The organism is Pseudomonas sp. LBUM1657, from assembly GCF_059716075.1.
This window is the reverse complement of the sequence record NZ_CP166799.1, coordinates 5,993,992-6,017,127: the sequence shown is the minus strand read 5'-3', so window position 1 is coordinate 6,017,127 and position 23,136 is coordinate 5,993,992. Positions and strand designations below refer to the sequence as shown.

Sequence of the window (23,136 nt, the reverse complement as noted above, 5' to 3'; positions counted from 1 at the left end):
CATGAATCGCTAATAGGGGACAGCCTGATGAGCCCAGCCGAATTGCACGCAGACAGCATCGTTATCGACGGGCTGATTATTGCCAAGTGGAACCGCGAGCTGTTTGAAGACATGCGCAAGGGCGGTCTGACCGCAGCCAACTGCACCGTGTCGGTGTGGGAGGGCTTCCAGGCCACCGTCAACAACATCGCCGCCAGTCAGAAACTGATCCGCGAGAACAGCGACCTGGTGATTCCGGTGCGCACCACCGCCGATATCCGCAAAGCCAAGGAGCAGGGCAAGACCGGCATCCTCTTCGGTTTCCAGAATGCTCACGCATTCGAAGACCAGATCGGCTATGTCGAGGTCTTCAAGCAACTGGGCGTCGGTATCGTGCAGATGTGCTACAACACCCAGAATCTGGTGGGTACCGGTTGCTACGAGCGTGACGGCGGCCTGTCGGGCTTCGGTCGCGAAATCGTCGCCGAGATGAACCGCGTCGGCGTCATGTGCGACCTGTCCCACGTCGGCTCCAAGACTTCCGAAGAAGTCATCCTCGAATCCAAGAAGCCGGTGTGCTACTCCCATTGCCTGCCGTCGGGTCTGAAAATTCACCCACGCAACAAATCCGATGAAGAGCTGAAGTTCATTGCCGACCACGGTGGTTTCGTCGGCGTGACCATGTTCGCGCCGTTCCTGGCCAAGGGCATCGATTCGACCATCGACGACTACGCCGAAGCCATCGAATACACCATGAACATCGTCGGCGAAGACGCCATCGGCATCGGCACCGACTTCACCCAGGGCCATGGCCAGGATTTCTTCGAATACCTGACCCACGACAAGGGCTACGCCCGCCGTCTGACCAGCTTCGGCAAGATCATCAACCCGCTGGGCATCCGCACCGTCGGCGAGTTCCCGAACCTGACCGAAACCCTGCTCAAGCGCGGCCATTCCGAGCGTGTGGTGCGCAAGATCATGGGCGAGAACTGGGTCAACGTCTTGAAAGACGTCTGGGGCGAATAAGCCGCCGCACCTAAGAATCCTTTCCCCCGGCCGTCCGCTGCCTGGGGCTACACCAAAAATTTTCTGGAGTTAAGTTTCCATGGCCAAGATCGCCCCGCAATTGCCAATTGAAGTCGACAGCGAAACCGGTGTCTGGACCTCCGACGCCCTGCCGATGCTGTACGTACCGCGTCACTTCTTCGTCAACAACCACATGGGCATCGAGGAAGTGCTGGGCGCCGACGCCTACGCCGAGATCCTCTACAAGGCCGGCTACAAATCCGCCTGGCACTGGTGTGAAAAAGAAGCTGAATGCCACGGCCTGGAAGGCGTCGCGGTGTTCGAACACTACATGAAGCGCCTGTCGCAGCGCGGCTGGGGCCTGTTCAAGATTCAGGACATCGACCTCGACAAAGGCACCGCCAGCGTCAAGCTCGAACACTCGGCGTTCGTTTACGTGTACGGCAAGGTCGGGCGTAAGGTCGACTACATGTTCACGGGCTGGTTTGCCGGTGCCATGGACCAGATTCTGCAGGCCCGCGGCAGCAAGATCCGCACCGTTGCCGAACAGGTTTACGGTGGCTCCGAAGAAGGCCACGACGACGGTTTGTTCACCGTCAAGCCGTTGTAAGTCGAGGAACCCGCCATGGCTTTCGAAGCAATGTTCCAGCCGATCCAGATCGGCAAACTGACCATCCGCAACCGCGTGCTCAGCACCGCGCACGCCGAGGTCTACGCGACCGACGGCGGCATGACCACCGACCGGTACGTCAAGTATTACGAAGAGAAAGCCAAGGGCGGGATCGGCCTGGCGATTTGCGGCGGTTCCTCCAGCGTGGCCATCGACAGCCCGCAAGGCTGGTGGAAGTCGGTCAACCTGGCCGACGATCGGATCATTCCGCACTTCCAGAACCTGGCCGACGCCATGCACAAGCATGGCGCCAAGATCATGATCCAGATTACCCACATGGGCCGTCGTTCCCGCTGGGACGGCGAACATTGGCCAACCCTGCTGTCGCCATCGGGCATCCGTGAGCCGGTGCACCGCGCGACCTGCAAAACCATCGAGCCGGAAGAAATCTGGCGGGTGATCGGCAACTACGCCAGCGCAGCCGCGCGGGCCAAGGCCGGTGGCCTGGATGGCGTCGAACTGTCCGCCGTGCACCAGCACATGATTGACCAGTTCTGGAGCCCGCGGGTCAACAAGCGTACCGACGAATGGGGCGGCAGCTTCGAAAATCGCATGCGTTTCGGCTTGGAAGTGATCAAGGCTGTGCGGGCCGAAGTGGGCCCGGATTTCTGCGTCGGCATCCGCCTGTGCGGTGACGAGTTCCACCCGGACGGCTTGTCTCACGAGGACATGAAGCAGATCGCCAAGTACTACGACGACACCGGCATGATCGACTTCATCGGCGTGGTGGGTTCGGGTTGCGACACCCACAACACCCTGGCCAACGTTATCCCCAACATGAGTTATCCACCGGAGCCATTCCTGCACTTGGCTGCCGGTATCAAAGAAGTGGTCAAGGCCCCGATACTGCACGCGCAGAACATCAAGGACCCGAACCAGGCAACCCGTATTCTGGAAGGCGGCTACGTGGACATGGTCGGCATGACCCGCGCCCACATCGCCGACCCGCACCTGATCGCCAAGATCAAGATGGGCCAGGTCGACCAGATCAAACAGTGCGTCGGCGCCAACTATTGCATCGACCGTCAGTATCAAGGTCTGGACGTCCTGTGCATCCAGAACGCCGCTACCTCCCGTGAATACATGGGCGTGCCGCACATCATCGAGAAGTCGACCGGTGTGAAACGCAAAGTCGTGGTGGTCGGTGCCGGTCCTGCCGGGATGGAAGCCGCTCGCGTGTCGGCCGAACGTGGCCACGACGTCACCCTGTTCGAGAAAAAAGAATTCATCGGCGGGCAGATCACTACCGCTTCGAAAGCCCCGCAGCGGGACCAGATCGCCGGCATCACCCGCTGGTTCCAACTGGAACTGGCGCGTTTGAAAGTCGACCTGCGCCTGGGCGTGGCGGCGGATGCGGCGACCATTCTTGACCTGCGCCCGGACGTGGTGGTGCTCGCCGTCGGCGGTCATCCGTTCCTGGAACAGAACGAGCACTGGGGCGCGGCTGAAGGCCTGGTGGTCAGCAGCTGGGACATCCTCGACGGCAAGGTGGCACCGGGCAAGAACGTGCTGGTCTACGACACCATTTGCGAATTCACCGGGATGTCGGCGGCAGACTTCCTGGCCGACAAAGGCAGCCAGGTCGAGATCGTCACCGACGACATCAAGCCGGGCGTGGCGATTGGCGGCACATCGTTCCCGACTTACTACCGCAGCATGTACCCCAAAGAAGTCATCATGACCGGGGACATGATGCTGGAGAAGGTCTACCGCGAAGGCGACAAGCTGGTGGCGGTGCTGGAAAACGAATACACCGGCGCCAAAGAGGAGCGGGTGGTGGACCAGGTCGTTGTCGAAAACGGCGTACGTCCGGACGAAGAAATCTACTACGCCTTGAAGGAAGGCTCGCGCAACAAAGGCCAGATGGACATCGAAGCCTTGTTCGCAATTCAGCCGCAACCTTCGCTGAGCCAGGCGGGCGACGGCTACTTGCTGTTCCGCATCGGCGACTGCGTAGCGCAACGCAACACCCACGCGGCGATCTACGACGCCCTGCGGTTGTGCAAGGATTTCTAAGAGCTTGTGGATAACCCTGTGGGAGCGGGCTTGCTCGCGAAAGCGGCGTGTCAGGCAACATCAATGTCGACTGACACTCCCTCTTCGCGGGCAAGCCCGCTCCCACAGGAATCGAGCAAGGCATCCAGGTAGTTTGGCCTGCAAGACCCTGCGGTCTTTGGGAGCTCCACCATGTTGAACACCCTTCTTCCAATCCTGTTGTTCGCTGCCCTGGGCCTGGCTGTCCTGGGCGCGTTGCGGCGGGTGGCAATGTGGCGCCGGGGCCGTGCGTCCAAGGTCGACCTGATCGGCGGCCTGTTCGCCATGCCCAAGCGCTACATGGTCGACTTGCACCACGTGGTAGCCCGGGACAAATACATCGCCAACACCCACGTCGCCACGGCCGGCGGCTTTGTGCTGGCGGCAGTGCTGGCGATTCTGGTGCACGGTTTCGGCCTGCATAACCGCATCCTCGGCTACGCCTTGCTGTTCGCTTCGGTGCTGATGTTCTGCGGCGCGATCTTCGTCTACCTGCGTCGGCGCAACCCGCCGGCACGGCTGTCGAAAGGCCCGTGGATGCGCCTGCCGAAAAGCCTGATGGCGTTCTCTGTCAGCTTCTTCCTGGTGACCTTGCCCGTGGCCGGGATTCTGCCGGCGGACTTCGGTGGCTGGCTGTTGGCCGCACTGTTGGGGCTTGGCGTGCTGTGGGGCGTCAGCGAAATGTTCTTCGGGATGACCTGGGGCGGGCCGATGAAGCACGCCTTCGCCGGTGCCCTGCACCTGGCCTGGCACCGTCGTGCCGAACGTTTTGGTGGCGGTCGCTCCACCGGTTTGAAACCGCTGGACCTCAACGATCCAAACGCGCCGCTGGGCGTGGAAAAACCCAAGGATTTCACCTGGAACCAACTGCTCGGCTTCGACGCTTGCGTGCAGTGCGGCAAGTGCGAAGCCGCATGCCCGGCTTTCGCCGCCGGTCAGCCGCTGAACCCGAAAAAACTGATTCAGGACATGGTCGTTGGCCTCGCTGGTGGGACCGACGCCAAGTTTGCCGGCAGCCCGTATCCTGGCAAGCCAATCGGCGAGCACGCCGGTAATCCGCACCAACCGATCGTCAACGGTCTGGTAGACGCCGAAACCCTGTGGTCGTGCACCACTTGCCGCGCCTGCGTCGAGGAATGCCCGATGATGATCGAGCACGTCGATGCCATCGTCGACATGCGTCGCCATCTGACCCTGGAAAAAGGCGCGACCCCGAACAAGGGCGCCGAAGTCCTGGAAAACCTGATCGCCACCGATAACCCTGGAGGCTTCGCACCGGGCGGGCGGATGAACTGGGCGGCGGACTTGAACCTGAATCTGCTCAGCGAGAAGAAATCGGTCGACGTGCTGTTCTGGGTCGGCGACGGTGCGTTCGACATGCGCAACCAGCGCACCCTGCGTGCGTTCGTCAAAGTGCTGAAAGCAGCCAAGGTCGACTTCGCAGTGCTGGGTCTCGAAGAGCGTGACAGCGGTGACGTGGCCCGACGTCTGGGAGATGAAGCAACCTTCCAACTGTTGGCCAAACGCAATATCCAGACCCTGGCCAAGTACAGCTTCAACCGCATCGTTACCTGCGATCCACACAGTTTCCACGTGTTGAAAAACGAGTACGGCGCCTTCGACGGCAACTACCTCGTGCAGCACCACAGCACCTACATGGCGGAAATCATCGGTGCTGGCGCCCTGAACCTCGGCCAGCACAAAGGCACCAGCGTGACCTATCACGACCCGTGCTACCTCGGCCGCTACAACGGCGAGTACGAGGCGCCGCGAGAAGTGCTTCGCGCCCTGGGCATCGAGATCAAGGAAATGCAACGCTCCGGTTTCCGCTCACGTTGCTGCGGCGGTGGTGGCGGAGCACCGATCACCGACATTCCGGGCAAGCAACGAATCCCCGACATGCGCATGGAAGACATCCGCGAAACCGGCGCCGAGCTGGTGGCGGTGGGTTGTCCACAGTGCACCGCGATGCTCGAAGGCGTGGTCGAGCCGCGTCCGTTGATCAAGGACATCGCCGAACTGGTGGCCGATGCACTGCTCGAAGACGCAGCCCCAAGCAAGCCGACCGTGCCCGCCCAACGTGAACCTGCGGAGGCCCACTGATGAGCGACATTATCCGCCGCGATCCACGCGCCGAATGGATCGCCCGCAACCGCCTGCACCCGTTGCACGCGGCCATGCAGCCGGCGCAACACAGCTGGATGGGGCCTAACGGGATCATCCGCAAGAATCCCCATGGCATCGGTTTTATCGGTCCCAACGGCATCAAGCGGATTGACCGCAGCGGCGCTCAACAAGGCGGGGCAAGCAAGCGCTCGGCTGCCGTTGAAGTGCAACTGCCGCTGCATCAAGTGCCTGCACCTGCGTTTTACATCAGCGTGGTGCCGGACATGGTCGGCGGCCGCTTGAGCAGCCACGACCGCGACTTGCTCGGTCTGGCGCATCAACTGGCCGGCAAGGACGGCGCGGTGTTGGCCGTGGTGTTTGGTGAACATAAAGAAAGTGCCTTTGCGACCGCTGGCGTCGACCGCTTGCTGGTGCTCGAGGGCGAGGAATTCAGCGGTTATGCACCGGAACAACGGGTCCAGGGCCTGCGGGCTGTGGATAACCAGTTCAGCCCGCGTCACTGGCTGTTGCCGGACAGTCGCAGCGGTGGTGGCGAACTCGGTCGACGCTTCGCCGCGGCCCTGGGCGAACGCCCGGCCACGCGGGTCTGGCAAGTCAAGGATCAGGAGTGCATCGGCCGCGCCGGCGCTGGTTTGCAGGACCTCGCGCGCCCGGTTGCACGGCTGATTCTGGCCGCCGCCGAGTGCGCTGAGCCGGTCAGCGAAACCCGTCACGAAGCATTGCCGGTGGAGTTATCCACAGCCGTTGCCCGCAGCCTGTCGCGGATCGAAGATCTGGGCGCGGTGGCGGTAGACCCGGCAGCCATTCCGATGGCCGAAGCCGAGTTCATCTTCTCCGGCGGCAACGGGGTCAAGGATTGGGAACTTTTCCACAGGACCGCCGAAGCCCTCGGTGCGACCGAAGGTGCATCTCGAGTGGCAGTGGACGATGGCTTCATGGCGCGGGACCGTCAGGTCGGCGCGTCCGGCACCTGGGTCACCGCGCGCGTTTATGTGGCGGTGGGAATTTCCGGGGCGATCCAGCACCTGCAAGGCATTGGTGCCTGCGACAAGGTGGTGGCGATCAACCTCGATCCTGGCTGCGACATGATCAAACGGGCCGACCTGTCGGTGATCGGCGAGAGCGCCGAGATTCTTCAAGCCTTGATCGATGCGGTTGCGGCTTACCGCAACGACGCCAAGCGCGATGCGGCTTAAGGGAAGGAAAGGGTTATGAGCACGAAAATCATCAGCCTGGTGTCCATCGGCGCCCACCCGACTTCCGGCCGACCACGTCGCGCGGAGCAAGATGCGCGGGCGGTGGAACTGGGTCTGCAACTGGCTGGGGATAACCTGCAAGTACTGCATGCCGGCGACGTCGCGGAACCTGCGTTGCGCGCTTATCTCGGCATGGGCCTGGAACAGTTGCACGTCTTGGAACAACCGGACGGCGCCGACGCGCTGCCGGCATTGACCGCCTATTTGCGTGACGCCGGGGCGCAGGTCGTGTTGACCGGCAGCCAGGCGGAAACCGGTGAAGGCTCGGGCATGTTGCCGTTCCTGCTGGCGGAAAGCCTCGGCTGGCCGCTGGTGGTGGGGTTGGCCCAGGTCGAATCCATCGACGGCAGTTCCGCGTTGGTGCTGCAAGCCTTGCCCCGCGGTCAGCGTCGTCGCTTGAAAGTGCGTTTACCGTTTCTGGCGACTGTGGATAACGCTGCGCCGAAACCTCGGCAGAGCGCTTACGGTCCGGCACGGCGTGGTGTACTCCAGGCGGATGAAGTCGAAGTCATCGACGATGAACTGTTGGCGATCGCGACACTGCAACCAGCCAAGCCACGGCCAAAACGCCTGAAGGTGATCAAGGCCAAGAGCGGCGCCGACCGGATGAAAGCCGCGACGGCCAAGGCCAGTGGTGGGGGCGGGCAGGTGCTGAAAGGGGTGAGTGCCGAGGCTGGGGCCGAGGCGATTCTCAAGTTGCTGATTGAAGAAGGCGTGGTTCGTTAGCGTTAAATTTCAGGCGGCAACAACCCGTTAAATAACCGTCCTCCCGGCGCGTTGGCGCGCCTGAATTGTCCGTGTAAAACGGACGCTCAATGTCTGTGGAGCCTGGTAAATGGCAGTTGAATTTCGTTCGGCCCTGCGCTCGGATGCGCGGGAGATTGCTCGTCTGTTCCAGATTTCGTCAGAGGGCGGTGCGGATTACATTTGGAGCCGACTGGCGGAACCCGGTCAGGATCTATTGGACGTGGGCGCTATTCGTTACGCCCGTGACGACGTGGATTTTTCTTACCAGAACTGCCTCATCGCAGAGTCGGACGGCCAAGTCATCGGCATGATGCACAGCTACGTGATGCGTCATGATCCGCTGGCAGAGCCGACGACCGACCCGGTGTTGGCGCCGTACTCGAAAATGGAAATCCCCGACACCCTCTATATTTCCAGCCTGGCGCTGCATGAGGGTTGGCGGAACCAGGGCCTGGGCAAGCAATTCCTTGCCTATGCCTACGACCGCGCCAACCAGCTAGGGCTCAACGGTTTGAGCCTGATCGACTACGCCGTGAACACCGGCGCTCGCCGGTTTTATGAACGACATGGCTTTCGTATCGTCGATACCTGCCAGATCACGCCCCATCCGATGATTCGGGTCACGGGTGAGGCTTATCTGATGTATCGGCCTTAGGGGCTGATCCTGCCCGGCAGGCTATTCCAAATGAGGTTATCCACATCCGGTAGATAACCTCGCTCCACACCATACCCATCAGTGAGCTACAGTTTTTCTATGCGCTGTCCAAGGGTGCAGCACTGTTTCACGGAGCTTTCAGCGTTCAGCGCTAAATCATAAAACTCGTTTTTATGAATGGGCTGAACATGAAAGTTTTAAGGCAGCGTGAGACATGTCCTATCTTGGAAGTGAGTTTAAAGTCATCTCTGGCGCTTCTTGTATTTGTTGTTTTTATATTGCCGCATTTGATTGCCAATGCCAGGTTAAATAACCCAGAACAACAAGATCAGGATTTTTATAAGTGGATAGCGTCTGAGCAGGGGCAGAACGCATCTCTGGCACAAATGAGGCAGCAATGTGACAAGGTGTTGGACGCTAAAAAAAGCCTGAACTGTTCAGTGTCCGTTTTTACCCGGATGTTCGAAGCCAAAGCCGCCAACCAGCTTCCCGACTACTATTTGGCGATCAAGCGTCGTCATGCTCAGGCAATCGAGAACAGTCCAGAACTCAAGACATTATTTTCCATGTTCGGCAGCGAGTCCCTGTCGATCCTGCGGTCGACCGCTGATTTTTCGGTGAACAGGACGAATCGACGCGAAGTGCTCACGATTCATCCTTATGGCAGTGACTATTACCTTTCCGAGCAGGGGTTACCCTACGTCGATGTCAGCGCAGCGACCGGTTTTACGTCACGTTTTATTCTGGACACTGGCGCACCTCAAACCCGGATCAACTACAAAACCGCGAGGCGGATGGGGGGCAGGTTGCTGGTCGATTCTCACTATCGCTACAACACTTTTTATGGTGAGAAAGATCTGCCCGTAAAACTCTGGATGATTCGATCTATAAAAATAGGCAACAGCGAGTTCAATAACGTTCTGGTCCTTGTCAGTAATCGAGAGAATCTATTAGGGCTTGATCTGATCAGTAAGTTGGGACCTCTGAAAATATCTAAAAAAACGCTCGAGCTGAATGCCGAACCTGCCGTGCGATGTGACTCGCCGATTGTTTACGCGCGTATGGATATCAATCAAAGATTGACTGTCCCTGCACGGCTTGACCGTAGGGCGACGATGGCGATTATTGATACGGGAAACGTTGATTACCTGACGTCGGCCTGGCCCGGAGGTCAGATCAATGTTGCAAGGGCTCTGGTCCCCGGTAACTCATCCACTCACGCCGCCGATAAGCAGCGCTATCAAACGTTTAAAGGTATATTGGGTTTGCCCGGCAATACCATGGCAATCAGATATAAATACTACCCGGGCTACACGATTCCCCCTTCTTTGTTGTCTGGGCAGTACGTGCCTTCAATTTTGCTTGGGTGGCGTGCATTCGATGATTTTGAGTTGAGTCTGGATGTCGATTCAGGTCGGTCTTGCTTCAACAAGATCTAGTTATCCCAAGCGCTGACGCGTTTACCCACAATCCCTGTTGGTGCTTCTGTGGATAACGTGTTCGTTCCTCGCTGCACCCCAGACAAATCAAGCCCTGCAAGCCTTCGTACAAAAAACAACCAGGCTAACGTACAGATTTTCCGAGCTTTTTCCAGAGGATAACTTCTCAGCTGAGCCAATAGTTGCCCCCAATCTCTGTTGGCGCTTCTGTGGATAAGTTGTTCGCTGTCCTCTGCAGGCCATACAAAACGCGGCTATCAGGCTAATGATCAAAAAATGATCAAAACACCGCTTTAACCCGTCAGATCATACGTTACGCCAGATTTATCGCGGCATTCAGCAGTTTTCCACAGATCCACCGAAGTTGCCCCCAAAGTCTGTTGGCGCTTCTGTGGATAAGGTGTTCGCCATCCTCTACAGGCCACGTAAACCGTGATCTGCAAGGACCTGATCAAAAAACACCCAATCGCATCTCAAAACCCTGCTTCTGGATAAGTCACGGATTTTCTTCGCTTTCTGTGGAGAAAATTTCCACAAAATCCACACTTGTCCCCAATAACTGTGGGTGGAGGTGTGGATAACTTGTTCGCTAAACCCTGCAAGCCACGTGCAGCATAGGCCTGAATGGAATAGATCAGATTTCATACAGTTCTAAGTCCACGCCTTGACTTAGAACTATCAGCTGTCTTCACTCACAGGGCACAAGGACAGCCGTCACTTATCCACATCTGGTTCAGGGAGAACGCGTGATGGATAGCCAGCCACATCGTTCGCCCCCCTTTCGCTGCGCAACCTGCGTGCCTACACCCGCTGCTTTGTTGCGCAAACGCATTCACCGGCACGCCGCCAATCAGCGCGCTCGTCTATAGCGCCTGAACTTTTCCAATGACACCCGCTTGCTGCCGCTGAGTTCACTCAGTGGCCAGGTGTTCGTTCGCCCATCGATTGCAGGCAACCGCAGAGTTGCCCTATCTGCCTGATAGAGGAAAAGTCCCATGACACGGATCGCAACGCCCATCAGCGACATCAAGGAACATTACGACGTCATCGTCATAGGCTCGGGTTACGGCGGCGGGATTGCGGCATCGCGCCTGTCTCGCGCCGGAAAGCGGGTGTGCTTGCTGGAGCGCGGGCGGGAGATGCAGCCCGGCGAGTACCCCAACACGATGTTGGCGGCCACCGAAGAGTTGCAGGTGCATGACCCGGACGGCCACATCGGCTCGCGCACGGGGTTGTTCGACCTGCACGTCAACGCCCAGCAAAACGTGGTGGTCGGTTGCGGCCTGGGCGGCACCTCGCTGATCAACGCCAACGTCGCCCTTGAACCGGAGCCCGGAGTATTCGACGACCCGCGCTGGCCATTGGCGGTGCGCGAACATCGCGACACCTTGCTCAAGGACGGTTACGCCCGGGCCCGGGAAATGCTCAAGCCCACGCCGTACCCAAGCACTTCGCCCGTGTTGCCGAAACTCGAAGCCAACAAGAAGTCGGCGGATTACCTCAAGCAAGGCGCGCACTTCTACAAGCCGCCGATCAACGTGACCTTCGACAAACTGCCGAACAACCTCAACCACGTGGGTGTTGAGCAACTGCCTTGCAATCACTGCGGCGACTGCGTGTCGGGCTGTAACAACAAGGCCAAGAACACCACGCTGATGAACTACCTGCCGGACGCCTGGAATCACGGCGCGGAGATTTTCTGCCAGGCCGAAGTGCGACATCTGGAACGCGACGGCGATGGCTGGATCGTGCATTTCCAGTACCTGGACAGCGGTCGCGAGAAGTTTTCTGCGCCGACGCTGTTCGTCAAAGCCGACATCGTGGTCGTCTCCGCTGGCACCCTGGGCTCTACCGAAATCCTCCTGCGCTCCCGGGACAAAGGCCTGTCGATGTCCGGCCAGCTCGGGGAAAACATGAGCGGTAATGGCGACATCCTCGGTTTCGGCCACAACTGCGAACAACCGATCAATGGCATCGGTTTCGGCGCCCATCCGGCCAAGGAGCTGCACCCGGTTGGCCCATGCATCACTTCGGTCATCGACATGCGCACCGAAGGCGACTGGCGCAGTCGCATGGTCATCGAAGAAGGTTCGATCCCCGGCGCCCTCGGCCGGCCGATGGTGCCGAGCATGGCCGGGTTCGCCGAGATGATCGGCAAACCCACCGATGACAGTTTTACCGGCAAGTTGAAGTACAAGGAACGCGAAGTCGAAAGTTTCCTCCGTGGCCCGTATTACGGCGCGCTGCACAACATGCAGACGTACCTGATCATGAGCCACGACGACGGCAAAGGCCGGATGGTACTGGACAGCAAGGATCAGCTGCGCATCGACTGGCCGGGCGTCGGCGAGCAGGAAAACGTGAAGATCGGCAACGAGCGGCTGCACCAGAGCACCAAGGCGCTAGGCGGAATCTGGGTCGAGAACCCGATCTGGACCAAGCTGCTCAAGCACAGCATCGTTTCCGTTCATCCGTTGGGCGGATGCGTCATGGGTGAGGACGCAGTGCAGGGCGTGGTCAACCACAAGGGACAGGTGTTCAGCGGCGCCAACGGGACCGACGTGTATGCCAGTTTGTACGTGACGGACGGGGCGGTGATTCCGACCTCTTTAGCGGTGAATCCGCTACTGACCATCTCCGCCGTGAGTGAGCGCAACATGGGCCTGCTGGCCGCCGATCGCGGTTGGCAGATCGACTACACGCTGCCCTCGGCACCGCGCAAACAGGTGGCGCCGCCGACCCTTGGCGTGCAGTTCACCGAAACCATGAAAGGCTACTTCTCACGGGCCTTCACGGCGGCCCAGAGCACTGACCTGAAGGTCTACGAAGCAGCGGCCAAGCGGGGCGAGTCGGACAACTCGCCCATCGACTTCACCTTGACCATCACCGCCAACGACCTGAACCGCATGATCAAGGAACCGGAACATGCCGCCACTCTGGTCGGCACGGTCAACGCACCGAGCCTTTCACCGCAGCCGCTGACTGCCAGCAATGGCGTGTTCAACCTGTTCGAGCAGTACCAGGAACAGGTCGGCGTGCGGCACATGAAGTACGACATGAAACTGACCGCCGAGGACGGCAACGACTATTACTTCAGTGCCTTCAAAACCGTGCCCGAAGACAACGGCGTGCTGAACATCTGGCACGACACCAGCACGCTGTACGTGACGCTCTATCGCGGGCCGGACAAGACCGGCGAGGTCATCGGCACCGGGGTGATGCACATCCATCCGACTGACTTCGCCAAGCAAATGACCACCATGAAAGTGCTCAACGCCCGCAACGAGCGCGAACGCATCGACGGCCTGGCACGGTTCGGCAAATTCTTCGCCGGGATTCTCTGGGAGAGCTATGGCGGCGTTTTCGCTGGCGACATTTACTTCAACCCCGATGCACCGCCGCGGCTGAAACGACCACTGGATGCGCCGTCGCCGGTGGTGCATTTCTTCCAGACCGAAGACAACGTCGAACTGCGCCTGACCCGTTATCAGGGCGGCAACAAAGGGCCGGTGATGCTGGTTCATGGGTTGGGCGTGGGTTCGAACATTTTCTCCACCGACACCATCCAGACCAATCTGCTGGAGTACCTGTGCAAGCACGAGTACGACGTCTGGCTGCTGGATTTGCGGGTGAGCATTTTGTTGCCCGCGAGCAAGAAGGAATGGAATGGCGACCAGATCGCCCAGTACGACTTCAAGGCCGCCATCGAGCAGATCCGGCAAGCGACTCAGGCGCCGGATGTGCAATGCGTGGTGCATTGCTACGGCGCGACGACTTTCTTCATGTCGCTGCTGGCCGGGTTGCAGGGCGTGCGTTCGGTGGTCTGCTCGCAGATTGCGGCGGATACGGTTGTCGCTACGGCGACCGGGCTCAAGGCCGGTCTGCACCTGCCGGGGATGCTCGACGCCATCGGTATCAAATCCCTCACCGCATATGCCGACAACAAGGAGAACTGGTTCAACAAACTCTACGACAAAGCCCTCAACGGCTACGCCCGCATCGAGGCTCAGGGCTACTGCACCAACCCGGTGTGCCACCGCATCACCTTCATGTACGCGTCGCTGTACCGCCACGACACTCTCAACGAAACCCTGCACGACAACCTGCACGAGCTGTTCGGCGAGTCGAACATGCACACCTTCGAGCACCTGGCGCTGATCGTGCGCAAAGGGCATCTGGTGGACTTCAAGGGCGAGGACGTCTACATGCCGCACTTCGACCGGCTGACCATGCCGATCTGCTTTATCAGCGGCGCGGACAACCAGTGCTACCTGCCGGAAAGCACGCTCAAGACCTATGAGCGCGTGTGCAAGGTCCATGGGCCGGACCGCTATAGCCGGCATGTAGTGCCGGGTTACGGCCATATCGACTGCATGTTCGGCAAGGACGCGGTGGTCGATGTGTACCCGATCATCCTGCAGCACCTGGAGAAAACTGCCCTCGGTTAGCACATCTCACCAGTGGGAGCGGCGGTGCGGCTATCCGACTTGCTCGCGAAGGGGCCATCAGCAACAACATCACCGTTGACTGACACACCGCTTTCGCGAGCAAGCCCGCTCCCACAGGGTCGTGCGCGCTCAACTATCTGCGGTGTTCAGGGATAGAAGGAAAAGGATGATATGGACAGTTACATCCGCTGGTTTCAACGCTTCATCTGGCTAGGCATCGTGATGAACATGGTCTTCGCGATCCCGGCGCTTTTCGCTCCGGCGCTGCTGACCTCGATGCTCGGGATGCCGCCGCAACTCTCCGATCCCTGGCTGGAAAACGCCGGCATGCTGCTGGTGGGCATCAGCGTGTTCTACATGCCGTCGGGCTTCAACGCTCCCCGGTTCGTCGTGCACTCCTGGTTGTGCGTGCTGTCGCGGCTGATCGCGGTGGTGTTCTGGATCTACCTGATCAACACCAGCAGTCAGGCCCAGGTGTTCGTGCCGATGCTGATGGGCGATCTGAGCATGTTCCTGATCCTCGGGATTCTGCTCTATCTGGGCAGCACGCCGGCCAATCGGCCGTTGGCGTTGCTCTGCGATGGCTGGCGAGAATGGCGCGCGGGCTGGGCGCTGCGCTGGCAACGGCACAGCTTCAAGGTTGGCACGCTGATCGTGGTGCTGGCGCTGGGGTTTATCGGCTACGAAACCTGGTACCAGATGCTGCGGGCCGTGCCGGCCGAGAAGTACGCCTCCGACGAAGACCACTACAAATACGCCGCCATCGGTTTGGGCATCGAAGCGCGGATTCCTTACTACCTGTTCGCCGTACTGCCGCAGATGTGCCCGGAGAAACTGCCCAAACCTGGTGGCTACGAAGTCTTCGGTTTCCTCTATGAAAACGGCAAGGACCTGCCCATCGGCATGGCCAAGCGCCAAATCGGCTACCCGACCGTGGAGCCGAACTGCGCCTTGTGCCACACCGGTTCCTACCGGGCCAATGCCAGCGACGTCGCGACCCCGGTAGCCACTGCGCCGGCCAATACCCTGCAACTACAGGCCTTCCAGTGGTTTGCCTACGATTGCGCCAGCGATCCGAAATTCACCGCCGAGGCGGTGATGACCGCTATCAATGGCAAGTTTCAGCTCGGGTTTTTCGAGCGGCTGTACAACCGCTATTTGATCATCCCGATGGCCAAGAGCGCGCTGCTCAAACAGAAACAGGCCTACGCCTGGCAGAAGCTGCGCCCGCAACAGGGACCGGGGCGTACCGACACGTTCAACCCGACGAAAATGGTGGTGTTCGGTTTCCCGGATGATTCGACCATCGGCACCGTCGACCTGCCGCAAGTCTGGAACCAGAAACCCCGGGAGTCGCTGTACCTGCACTGGGACGGCAACAACAACGACATCCATGAGCGCAACTACGCAGCGGCCATGGCCGTGGGCGCGACGCCGGAATCGGTGTTGCCCGAAAGCTTCAACCGTGTGACCAACTGGCTGCTGGGCACCAAGCCGCCCACCTGGCCGTTCGCGCTGGATCAGTCCAAGGTCGCCCAAGGCAAGCCGGTCTGGGATCAGAACTGCGCCGGCTGCCATGACTTCGGCCGCACGGACACCGGCCAGGTGACCACCAACATCGACGAACTGGGCACCGATCCCCATCGCCTGAACTCGTTCACCACGGGGCTGGTGGAAGCCTTCCACACCTTCAAGAAACCACCGTTCGACTTCAATGCTTACCGCAAGACCCAGAGCTACAGCAACACGCCGACCGACGGCGTCTGGCTGCGGGCGCCGTACCTGCACAACGGTTCGGTGCCGACCCTGTGGGATTTGCTGCAGCCACCGGAACAGCGGCCATCGGTGTTCTACACCGGCTCCGATGTGTACGACCAGGACAAGGTCGGCTTCGTCACCAGCGGCGCGCAGATGAAAGCCTCGGCGGATTTCAAATACGACACGCGCCTTGAGGGCAACCACAACAGCGGCCATCTGTATGGCACGCAGCTGTCGGACGTCGATAAACGGGCGCTCATCGAGTTCATGAAAACCCTGTAATCCCACTACGGATGGAGGAATGCCAACATGTCATTAGTCGCTCATTGGGAACATGAGTACGACAAGGTCAAGGTCCGGCTGCACGGATTGTTCACGCGGCTGGAGATGTCCTGGAAAAAGCTCATCAGCGAGCTCGAGCCCGAAGAGTTCGAGGCCATCGTCGCATTGCTGCAACGCGGCCACGATCAGGCGCAGTACGTGCTCAAACACGGCGATCTGCCGGACGATCAGCCGAGCGTGCCGTGGGAGTTGTCCCACGGTTTGTCGATCCTGCACATCGGCAACGCGACTCCCTTGCCGCAGTCGGTGGACGAGCTGCAAACCCGGGTGCTCAAGGACGGTAGTTTGCTGGGTTGTCGCAAGTGGGAGTTGCTGGATTTGCTGTGGAGCGAGGCGCTGCTCAAGTGGATCGAGAACCTGCGCCACCATGCACCGTTCGCCACTAACCCGGCGCTGATGAAGATGGACAGCGACGTGACCCTGGCGATTGCCGGCGACTGGGGCACCGGACCGTTCGACAGCCATGCCCCGGCGGTATCGGTGGCCAATCAGATGCAACTGGCCCAGGCCGATTTCACCATTCACCTGGGAGACGTTTATTACGCCGGCACCCATTCCCAGGAAGACGTCGACATGGTCGGCTGGCCCATGGGCAAGCACGGCTCGTTCACGCTCAATTCCAATCACGAGATGTACAGCGGCGCCCATGGTTACTTCAAGGAACTGGCCAAGCGCTTCCCGGCGCAGCAGGGCACCAGTTATTTCGCGTTGTACAACGACGACTGGCTGGTGGTCGGGCTCGACAGCGCCTATGCCTCTAATGCGATCAATTTGTACATGGATGGCACGCTGAACAAGGAGCAGATTGCCTGGATGAAAGACCTGCCCCAGCGCAAGAAGATCATGGTGCTCAGTCACCATCAGGGTTTTGATATCTCCGGGCACAACAAGACGGCGCTGTATCAAACAGTGTGTGATGCCTTGGGCCGTGAGCCGGATTATTGGTACTGGGGGCATTTGCACAATGGCATCTGCTATGCCGCTCAGGGTGGCTTGCATGCGCGCTGCGCCGGGCATGGGGCGATTCCGTATGGCAACGCCAGTGAACTGGACGGGCATTCGCGGGTGTTGTGGTCGGAAACTGAAAATGCGCGGGATGAGGCGTACCCGGACCGGGTGTTGAATGGTTATGTGAAGGTGCGGCTGGTGGGGGAGAACATTGAGGAGACGTTTATTGGTGAGGATGGGTCGGTGCGGTGGGCCTCCACTTAATCGGGTGAATGTCAGACCGCTTTCGCGAGCAAGCCCGCTCCCACATTTGACCGGTGTCGTTCACAAAACTTGTGTACTCCACCGATCCACTGTGGGAGCGGGCTTGCTCGCGAAGCTTTTGATCTTGATTAACCTTGAACCGGCACACCCTTGAGGTAAGGCGCAGGCTCTGCCCCCAGGTTGTTCAGCAGACGCTCGCTGTACCAGTCCACGAAGTTCACCACACCAAACTCATAGGTCTTGGAATAAGGCCCAGGCTGGTAAGCCGTGGAGTTGATGCCGCGCTGGTTCTCTTCGGCCAGGCGACGGTCCTGGTCGTTGGTGGCGTCCCAGACCTGGCGCATGCGCTCCACGTCGTAGTCCACACCTTCGACCGCGTCCTTGTGGACGATCCACTTGGTGGTGACCATGGTTTCCTGGGCGCTGATCGGCCACACGGTGAACACGATGATGTGGTCGCCCATGCAGTGGTTCCAGGAGTGCGGCAGGTGCAGGATGCGCATCGAGCCCAGGTCCGGGTTCTTGATGCGGCCCATGAGTTTGGCGCAGCCCTGTTTACCGTCCAGGGTCATCGATACGGTGCCCTTGAGCAGCGGCATGCGCACGATGCGGTTACGCAGACCGAAGCTGGCGTGAGCGTAAGGGATCTTCTCGGCTTCCCAGGCAGCGGCCGAGGCAGCAACGTGGTCCTTGAAGGCCTGGTCGGCACGCGGGTCGGTGACGTCGTCCCACTCCAACAGGGTTTTCAGCAGTTCCGGGTGCGACGCGTTGCAGTGGTAGCACTCGCGGTTGTTTTCCAGCACCAGTTTCCAGTTGGCTTTTTCGAACAAGGTGGTCTGGATCGCCACCTTGGTGTTCTCCATGTCGTACGGTTCCATGTAATGGTTGAGCGTCGACAGGAAGTCATCGATGGCCGGCGGGTTCTCCGCCAGGCTGATAAAGATGTAGCCGCCAGCGGTCTTCACGTTCACCGGTTTGAGGCCGTACTGCTTCATGTCGAAGTCGGCGCCCATTTCAGTGCCAGCGAACAGCAGGCGACCGTCCAGCTCGTACGTCCACTGGTGGTAGTGGCAGACCAGCTTGGCCACCTTGCCCTTTTCACTGGTGCACAGGCGCGAACCGCGGTGGCGGCAGACGTTGTGGAACGCATGCACGACGCCTTCGGCACCGCGAATCACGATGATTGGGTTCTTGCCGATTTGCAGGGTCAGGTAATTGCCCTTGGTCGGGATCTCGCAGGTCATGCCGGCGATCAACCACTCTTTCTGGAAGATTTCCTGCATGTCGATATCAAACAGCCGCTCGTCAGAGTAAAACGGCTGCGGCAGCGAGAACGTGCGTTCGCGCTCTTGCAGCATCTGCGCAGTGGCCTTGCGTGCGGGTTCCAGCGGATCGCCCAGGCTGATTTTTGCGGTGACGTCCATCGATTTGATCCTCAAGGCCATTCTGTGTGGCCGGCGAAAGTGGCTATGTGGCCGGTGTAGCGGGGTTGGGCGGGCAGGTCCGGCGCATGAAGTCCTGATCCTGCGTTGCCGCTCCTCCCCATAGCTAGCTATGAGTCGTCGCGGCGCCTTGGCTCAGAACTTCACGCATCCGAACCTGCTCCACCCAACCCCGCTACACCGGCCACCGGTTTGCTACGCAAGGTGTAAAGAATGTGTCTTGGTATGGAGCGAGTGTGGGGCCGGCGCACGCCAGAACCTTATCCATGGGCGACATGGCCCAATCTGTTCCCGACGCGCAACCCCCGGTAGTTGGGGGCTGGTCGCGATAAGTATGTGAATGTCGCAGATAGGTAAATGGGTGGCTCGCGCTATACGCAGAATCGCCAACATAAGGCCGAGCATCGGCGGTGGAGAACAGCATGTCCAACAGCTTCCTGAATCCGGTAACCACCCAGACCTGGGCCAATGGTCGACACATCGTCCGTTGCGTCAAAGTCATCCAGGAAACCTGGGATGTGCGCACCTTCTGCTTTATGGCCGACCAGCCGATCCTGTTCTTCTTCAAGCCGGGGCAGTTTGTCACCCTGGAGCTGGAAATCGAAGGCGTGCCGATCATGCGCTCCTACACCATTTCCAGCTCGCCGTCGGTGCCGTACAGCTTCTCGGTGACGATCAAGCGCGTGCCGGGGGGCAAGGTGTCCAACTGGCTCCACGACACCCTGCACGAAGGCCAGGAGCTGGCGGTGCACGGGCCGGTCGGGCTGTTCAACGCCATGGACTTCACCGCGCCGAAGGTGCTCTACCTCAGCGGTGGTGTCGGCATCACGCCGGTCATGTCCATGGCACGCTGGTTCTACGACACCAACGGCAACGTCGACATGGTGTTTATCCACAGCGCCCGTTCGCCCAAAGACATCATTTACCACCGCGAGCTGGAACACATGGCGTCGCGGATCGATAACTTCAGCCTGCACCTGATCTGCGAGAAGCATGGTCTGGGCGAACCGTGGGCCGGTTATCGCGGTTACCTGAACCACAAGATGCTCGAACTGATGTCCCCGGACTTCATGGAGCGCGAAGTGTTCTGCTGCGGCCCGACGCCGTATATGAACGCGGTCAAGCGAATGCTCGAAGCGGTCGGCTTCGACATGTCGCGTTATCACGAGGAATCGTTCGGTGCCACGCCGCCGGAAGCTCGTGCCGATGCGGTCGAGCAAGCCGAAATCGCAGCAGACGCACCGGATATCGACGTCGCGGACCTGCACCAGGTGGAATTCACTGCGTCCGGCAAGAGCATTCGTGTGGCGCCTGGTGAAACCGTCCATGCGGCAGCGGCCAAGCTCGGTCTGTTGATTCCGAAGGCTTGCGGGATGGGGATCTGCGGCACGTGCAAGGTGATGAAACTGGGTGGCGAGGTCGAGATGGACCACAACGGCGGGATCACCGAGGAAGACGAAGCGGAAGGGTTCATTCTTTCGTGCTGCAGCGTGCCGAAGGGGGATGTGCGCATCGAGTTTTGAGAGCAGTTTGTAGGCATTGGCCGATCTCCCCACAGGGGAGATCGAATGGGGATCAATAGTTGTTTTTAAATCAGTTCGAATGTGGCGAGTAAGCCAAAGCCCATGAATATAAAGCCGAAAATCTTCTGATATTTATGTAGTGTAAGTAGTGTGCGTTTTAGGTTGGGAGGGAAATTCTTGATATCTTTTGCACTTAACTTTCCTTGATAAATGTAGATTGCGGGACTTTTGAGAATGCCGAAAACTTCTCCCATCATATATATTCGCCCCCAAAAACCTCCGTGCCATAGCATCAGCAGGGATGAGGCGATGGAGCTGTTTTGAAGGCTGTTTAATATAATTTCTATTTTTGTTTTTGCGATGTATAGCGAAACTGCATTAACTATTATGAGTCCCGCGAAGCTAATGGTGACAGTAATCATCAATATATCTTTTGCAATGCTAAGGCTCATTTGATTCTCTCGTAGATCCACTCTGCGGCGTGCTCGCCACTTTTTTCACCAATATATTCACCCGCGAAAGACCCTGCTCCCGCAACAAGGGCACCGCATAGCAAAGTACCGATTCCAGCGGTCGATACACCAACTGCTACGCAAATTGTGGTGGCAGTGCCTGCACCCAAGACAGAGCCAGCAAATGCTCCGCCGGCAACCCCACCGAAGAAGCTTGCGGTTTCGGTGTACTTCACCTTTTCACATGCCTCGGAACTTCCATTCCTGCAAACATCCTGAACCTTCATGGCAGATGCGCCACCTCCCACAGCAGTGCCGATCCAGCCTCCATATTTGACGTATTGCGATGCTTTGGTGATGCCTTTGAAGTGGGTGGCATAGCCGGGAATCTGGCCAAGCGCCCCGGCTTTTCTCCAGCGGTGCACCAGATGACGCATATCGATGCCCAGAGCCGTTTTCAGGTTTGGGTGATCGGGGAAACCGATGGTCTTCTTCGTCAGTACATTGAGTTGCACATCAAGATCGGCCAGCAACTTTTTACGTTCGCTGAGGAATGATTGCGTGCTCATTCCTCCATTGAAAGTGCGGGTGTGCAGGGCCTCAATGTCACGCAGAATGGATTTAACGCCGTCCAGATGATTGGCTGCCATGGCAGTGCTGACACCAATCACTTTAGAGCCACGTTCAAGTGTTTTCTTGATGACCTCATAGTGCTGCGCCATAAAATCCGCTTCCTCCACCGTCAACGGCTCCAGCGCAGTGCTGACGATTTGAGCGGTTTGCATCAGCAGCGATTCTTCATAAGTACATTGCTGATTGTCCGGGTCGCTCAGGACAATCATCGATCCGGCTTTCACCAGATCCAGCTTCTGATTCAAACTTTTGAATTTGGCAATGACGGCCGGATTGGCGGACGCGAACAACTGAGCCTGGAGTTTCTCGCCGGTGACGCTCTTGGGCACGATGTAGAACCCGGGCTCCTGGGGTGCTGGAACCTCCAGTGGCCAGCGTTCCTGAGGGAAAAAGCCGGGAACGCGGGACGCTGGACGAGGGGCGTCAGTCGTGTTTTTGAAGTGGGTGTTCAGGGCTTTGAGATTCTGCGCATGCACCGCCCGTAACAGGCGCTCCGGGTCGGGTTGCAGCGCCGCTTGCGTGAGCATCGACAGTGGCGTCTGCTTGGCCGATTCGGGGATCGCGCCGTGCTTTTTCAGCATCAAGAGCCGGGACTGGTTCAAAAGGTTGTGCTGTTCCTGAACCAGCGCCCGTATCCCTTGTTCCGGGGTCTTCCGACCCGAGGTGACTTCATCGACGATGCGCTTGGCGTAATCGGCGGCCTGCTGGTTGAAACGCACGCGGGCCGAGCCGAAAGCCAGGTGACGGGCGCTGATCGAGTGGGCATGCCCGATCAGTTTGGCGGCGGTGCTTTGGACGTCCCACAGGTCGTGGCGCTCAAGCGTCACCCCTCTTCGCCCCACGAGGCGTACCCGGTGGTGCCGGCCGTGTGGTGAACCCAGCTGATGCCCCGATATCGCAATGCCAGCAACTCCTGAGGCTCTGCGTCGTTTTGCAGAATCACGTGGGGTACATCTTGCGTCAGATTGGCGACAACGGCCCCGTCGAGGGAGACGGTGAAGTACTTTTCCTGCAGTCCCATGGCGGATGTGCGATAGAAACTGATCGTGCAGTCGAGCTCTTCTCTGTTTGCGAGTGCCTGGGTCAGCAGAGGCGAGGATTTGTCGACACTTTTGGTGACGATGACCGGAAAGTGGGTGGGCTTGCCGAGGTTGCCATCGTTGGTCAGGTTGTGGCTGTAGGCTAGCACCATGATTTCATCGGTGTGCGCCGCCTGATACTTGTTGCCAACCGACTCCGGGGTCGAGCAACCCGCTGAAATCAGGCCTTGAGTCTTGCCAGTGATCGTCATGTAGCCGGGATTCGCCATCGCTGCCATTCCTTGTTTGAAATAGGATTCGGCAGTCTAGGACGAGGACTTTCCGGGTTTATGTAGTCCCTGGAGTAGTCCGTT

At 59.1% G+C, this 23,136-nt stretch carries 16 protein-coding genes; 12 read left to right on the top strand and 4 right to left on the bottom strand.

Translation table 11 applies throughout. The features are described from left to right. Positions 1-27 precede the first annotated feature (27 nt). From ACA055_RS27800 to ACA055_RS27750, 11 genes are all read left to right on the top strand, one after another. Positions 28-1,005: a dipeptidase gene (locus ACA055_RS27800; RefSeq protein ID WP_008033250.1), complete on the top strand. Its 978-nt coding sequence runs from the start codon at positions 28-30 to the stop codon at positions 1,003-1,005. Between the two features lie 79 nt (positions 1,006-1,084). Beyond that, on the top strand, positions 1,085-1,615 hold the full coding sequence (locus ACA055_RS27795) for a DUF5943 domain-containing protein (RefSeq protein WP_008033249.1): 531 nt from the start codon (positions 1,085-1,087) through the stop codon (positions 1,613-1,615). Positions 1,616-1,630: 15 nt separating this feature from the next. Continuing rightward, a complete protein-coding gene (gene dgcA, locus ACA055_RS27790) occupies positions 1,631-3,691 on the top strand; it encodes a dimethylglycine demethylation protein DgcA (RefSeq protein ID WP_497681453.1) in 2,061 nt (686 codons plus the stop codon). A 171-nt stretch (positions 3,692-3,862) separates the two neighbouring features. Beyond that, positions 3,863-5,812: a dimethylglycine demethylation protein DgcB gene (gene dgcB, locus ACA055_RS27785; protein WP_497681452.1), complete on the top strand. Its 1,950-nt coding sequence runs from the start codon at positions 3,863-3,865 to the stop codon at positions 5,810-5,812. Beyond that, positions 5,812-7,032 (top strand): electron transfer flavoprotein subunit alpha, encoded by a 1,221-nt coding sequence (gene etfA / locus ACA055_RS27780; protein ID WP_497681451.1) that lies wholly within the window; start codon positions 5,812-5,814, stop codon positions 7,030-7,032. Before dgcB ends, etfA begins: the two co-directional genes overlap by 1 nt. 15 nt (positions 7,033-7,047) lie before the next feature. Continuing rightward, positions 7,048-7,818 (top strand): electron transfer flavoprotein subunit beta, encoded by a 771-nt coding sequence (etfB, locus tag ACA055_RS27775; RefSeq protein ID WP_497681450.1) that lies wholly within the window; start codon positions 7,048-7,050, stop codon positions 7,816-7,818. A gap of 109 nt (positions 7,819-7,927) precedes the next feature. Continuing rightward, complete coding sequence (locus ACA055_RS27770) at positions 7,928-8,494, top strand: GNAT family N-acetyltransferase (RefSeq protein ID WP_497681449.1); 567 nt, start codon at positions 7,928-7,930, stop codon at positions 8,492-8,494. A gap of 188 nt (positions 8,495-8,682) precedes the next feature. Further along, on the top strand, positions 8,683-9,933 hold the full coding sequence (locus tag ACA055_RS27765) for a retropepsin-like aspartic protease (RefSeq protein ID WP_497681448.1): 1,251 nt from the start codon (positions 8,683-8,685) through the stop codon (positions 9,931-9,933). A 995-nt stretch (positions 9,934-10,928) separates the two neighbouring features. Beyond that, positions 10,929-14,381 carry an alpha/beta fold hydrolase gene (locus ACA055_RS27760; protein ID WP_497681447.1) on the top strand — a complete coding sequence of 1,151 codons (3,453 nt, stop codon included), beginning with the start codon at positions 10,929-10,931 and terminating at the stop codon, positions 14,379-14,381. A 171-nt stretch (positions 14,382-14,552) separates the two neighbouring features. Beyond that, a complete protein-coding gene (locus ACA055_RS27755; RefSeq protein WP_497681446.1) occupies positions 14,553-16,421 on the top strand; it encodes a c-type cytochrome in 1,869 nt (622 codons plus the stop codon). Between the two features lie 27 nt (positions 16,422-16,448). Continuing rightward, complete coding sequence (locus ACA055_RS27750; protein WP_497681445.1) at positions 16,449-17,693, top strand: metallophosphoesterase family protein; 1,245 nt, start codon at positions 16,449-16,451, stop codon at positions 17,691-17,693. 128 nt (positions 17,694-17,821) lie between these two features. Here ACA055_RS27750 and gbca read toward each other — a convergent pair whose 3' ends face one another. Next, entirely contained in the window at positions 17,822-19,117 is a 1,296-nt protein-coding gene (gene gbca, locus ACA055_RS27745; RefSeq protein ID WP_497681444.1) for a glycine betaine monooxygenase oxygenase subunit, read from the bottom strand. 440 nt (positions 19,118-19,557) lie between these two features. Between gbca and gbcB the strand changes: the two genes are divergently transcribed. After that, on the top strand, positions 19,558-20,658 hold the full coding sequence (gene gbcB, locus ACA055_RS27740) for a glycine betaine monooxygenase reductase subunit (RefSeq protein WP_497681443.1): 1,101 nt from the start codon (positions 19,558-19,560) through the stop codon (positions 20,656-20,658). Positions 20,659-20,723: 65 nt separating this feature from the next. Here gbcB and ACA055_RS27735 read toward each other — a convergent pair whose 3' ends face one another. Genes ACA055_RS27735 through ACA055_RS27725 form a run of 3 tightly spaced genes read right to left on the bottom strand, consistent with a single transcriptional unit; the run spans position 20,724 to position 23,052 of the window. Beyond that, positions 20,724-21,110: a hypothetical protein gene (locus ACA055_RS27735; protein WP_497681442.1), complete on the bottom strand. Its 387-nt coding sequence runs from the start codon at positions 21,108-21,110 to the stop codon at positions 20,724-20,726. Then, the gene (locus ACA055_RS27730) at positions 21,107-22,570 is read right to left on the bottom strand and encodes a hypothetical protein (RefSeq protein WP_497681441.1); all 1,464 of its coding nucleotides are present in this window, start codon (positions 22,568-22,570) and stop codon (positions 21,107-21,109) included. Before ACA055_RS27730 ends, ACA055_RS27735 begins: the two co-directional genes overlap by 4 nt. Then, positions 22,567-23,052 carry an Hcp family type VI secretion system effector gene (locus tag ACA055_RS27725; RefSeq protein ID WP_497681440.1) on the bottom strand — a complete coding sequence of 162 codons (486 nt, stop codon included), beginning with the start codon at positions 23,050-23,052 and terminating at the stop codon, positions 22,567-22,569. Before ACA055_RS27725 ends, ACA055_RS27730 begins: the two co-directional genes overlap by 4 nt. Between the last annotated feature and the right edge of the window lie 84 nt (positions 23,053-23,136).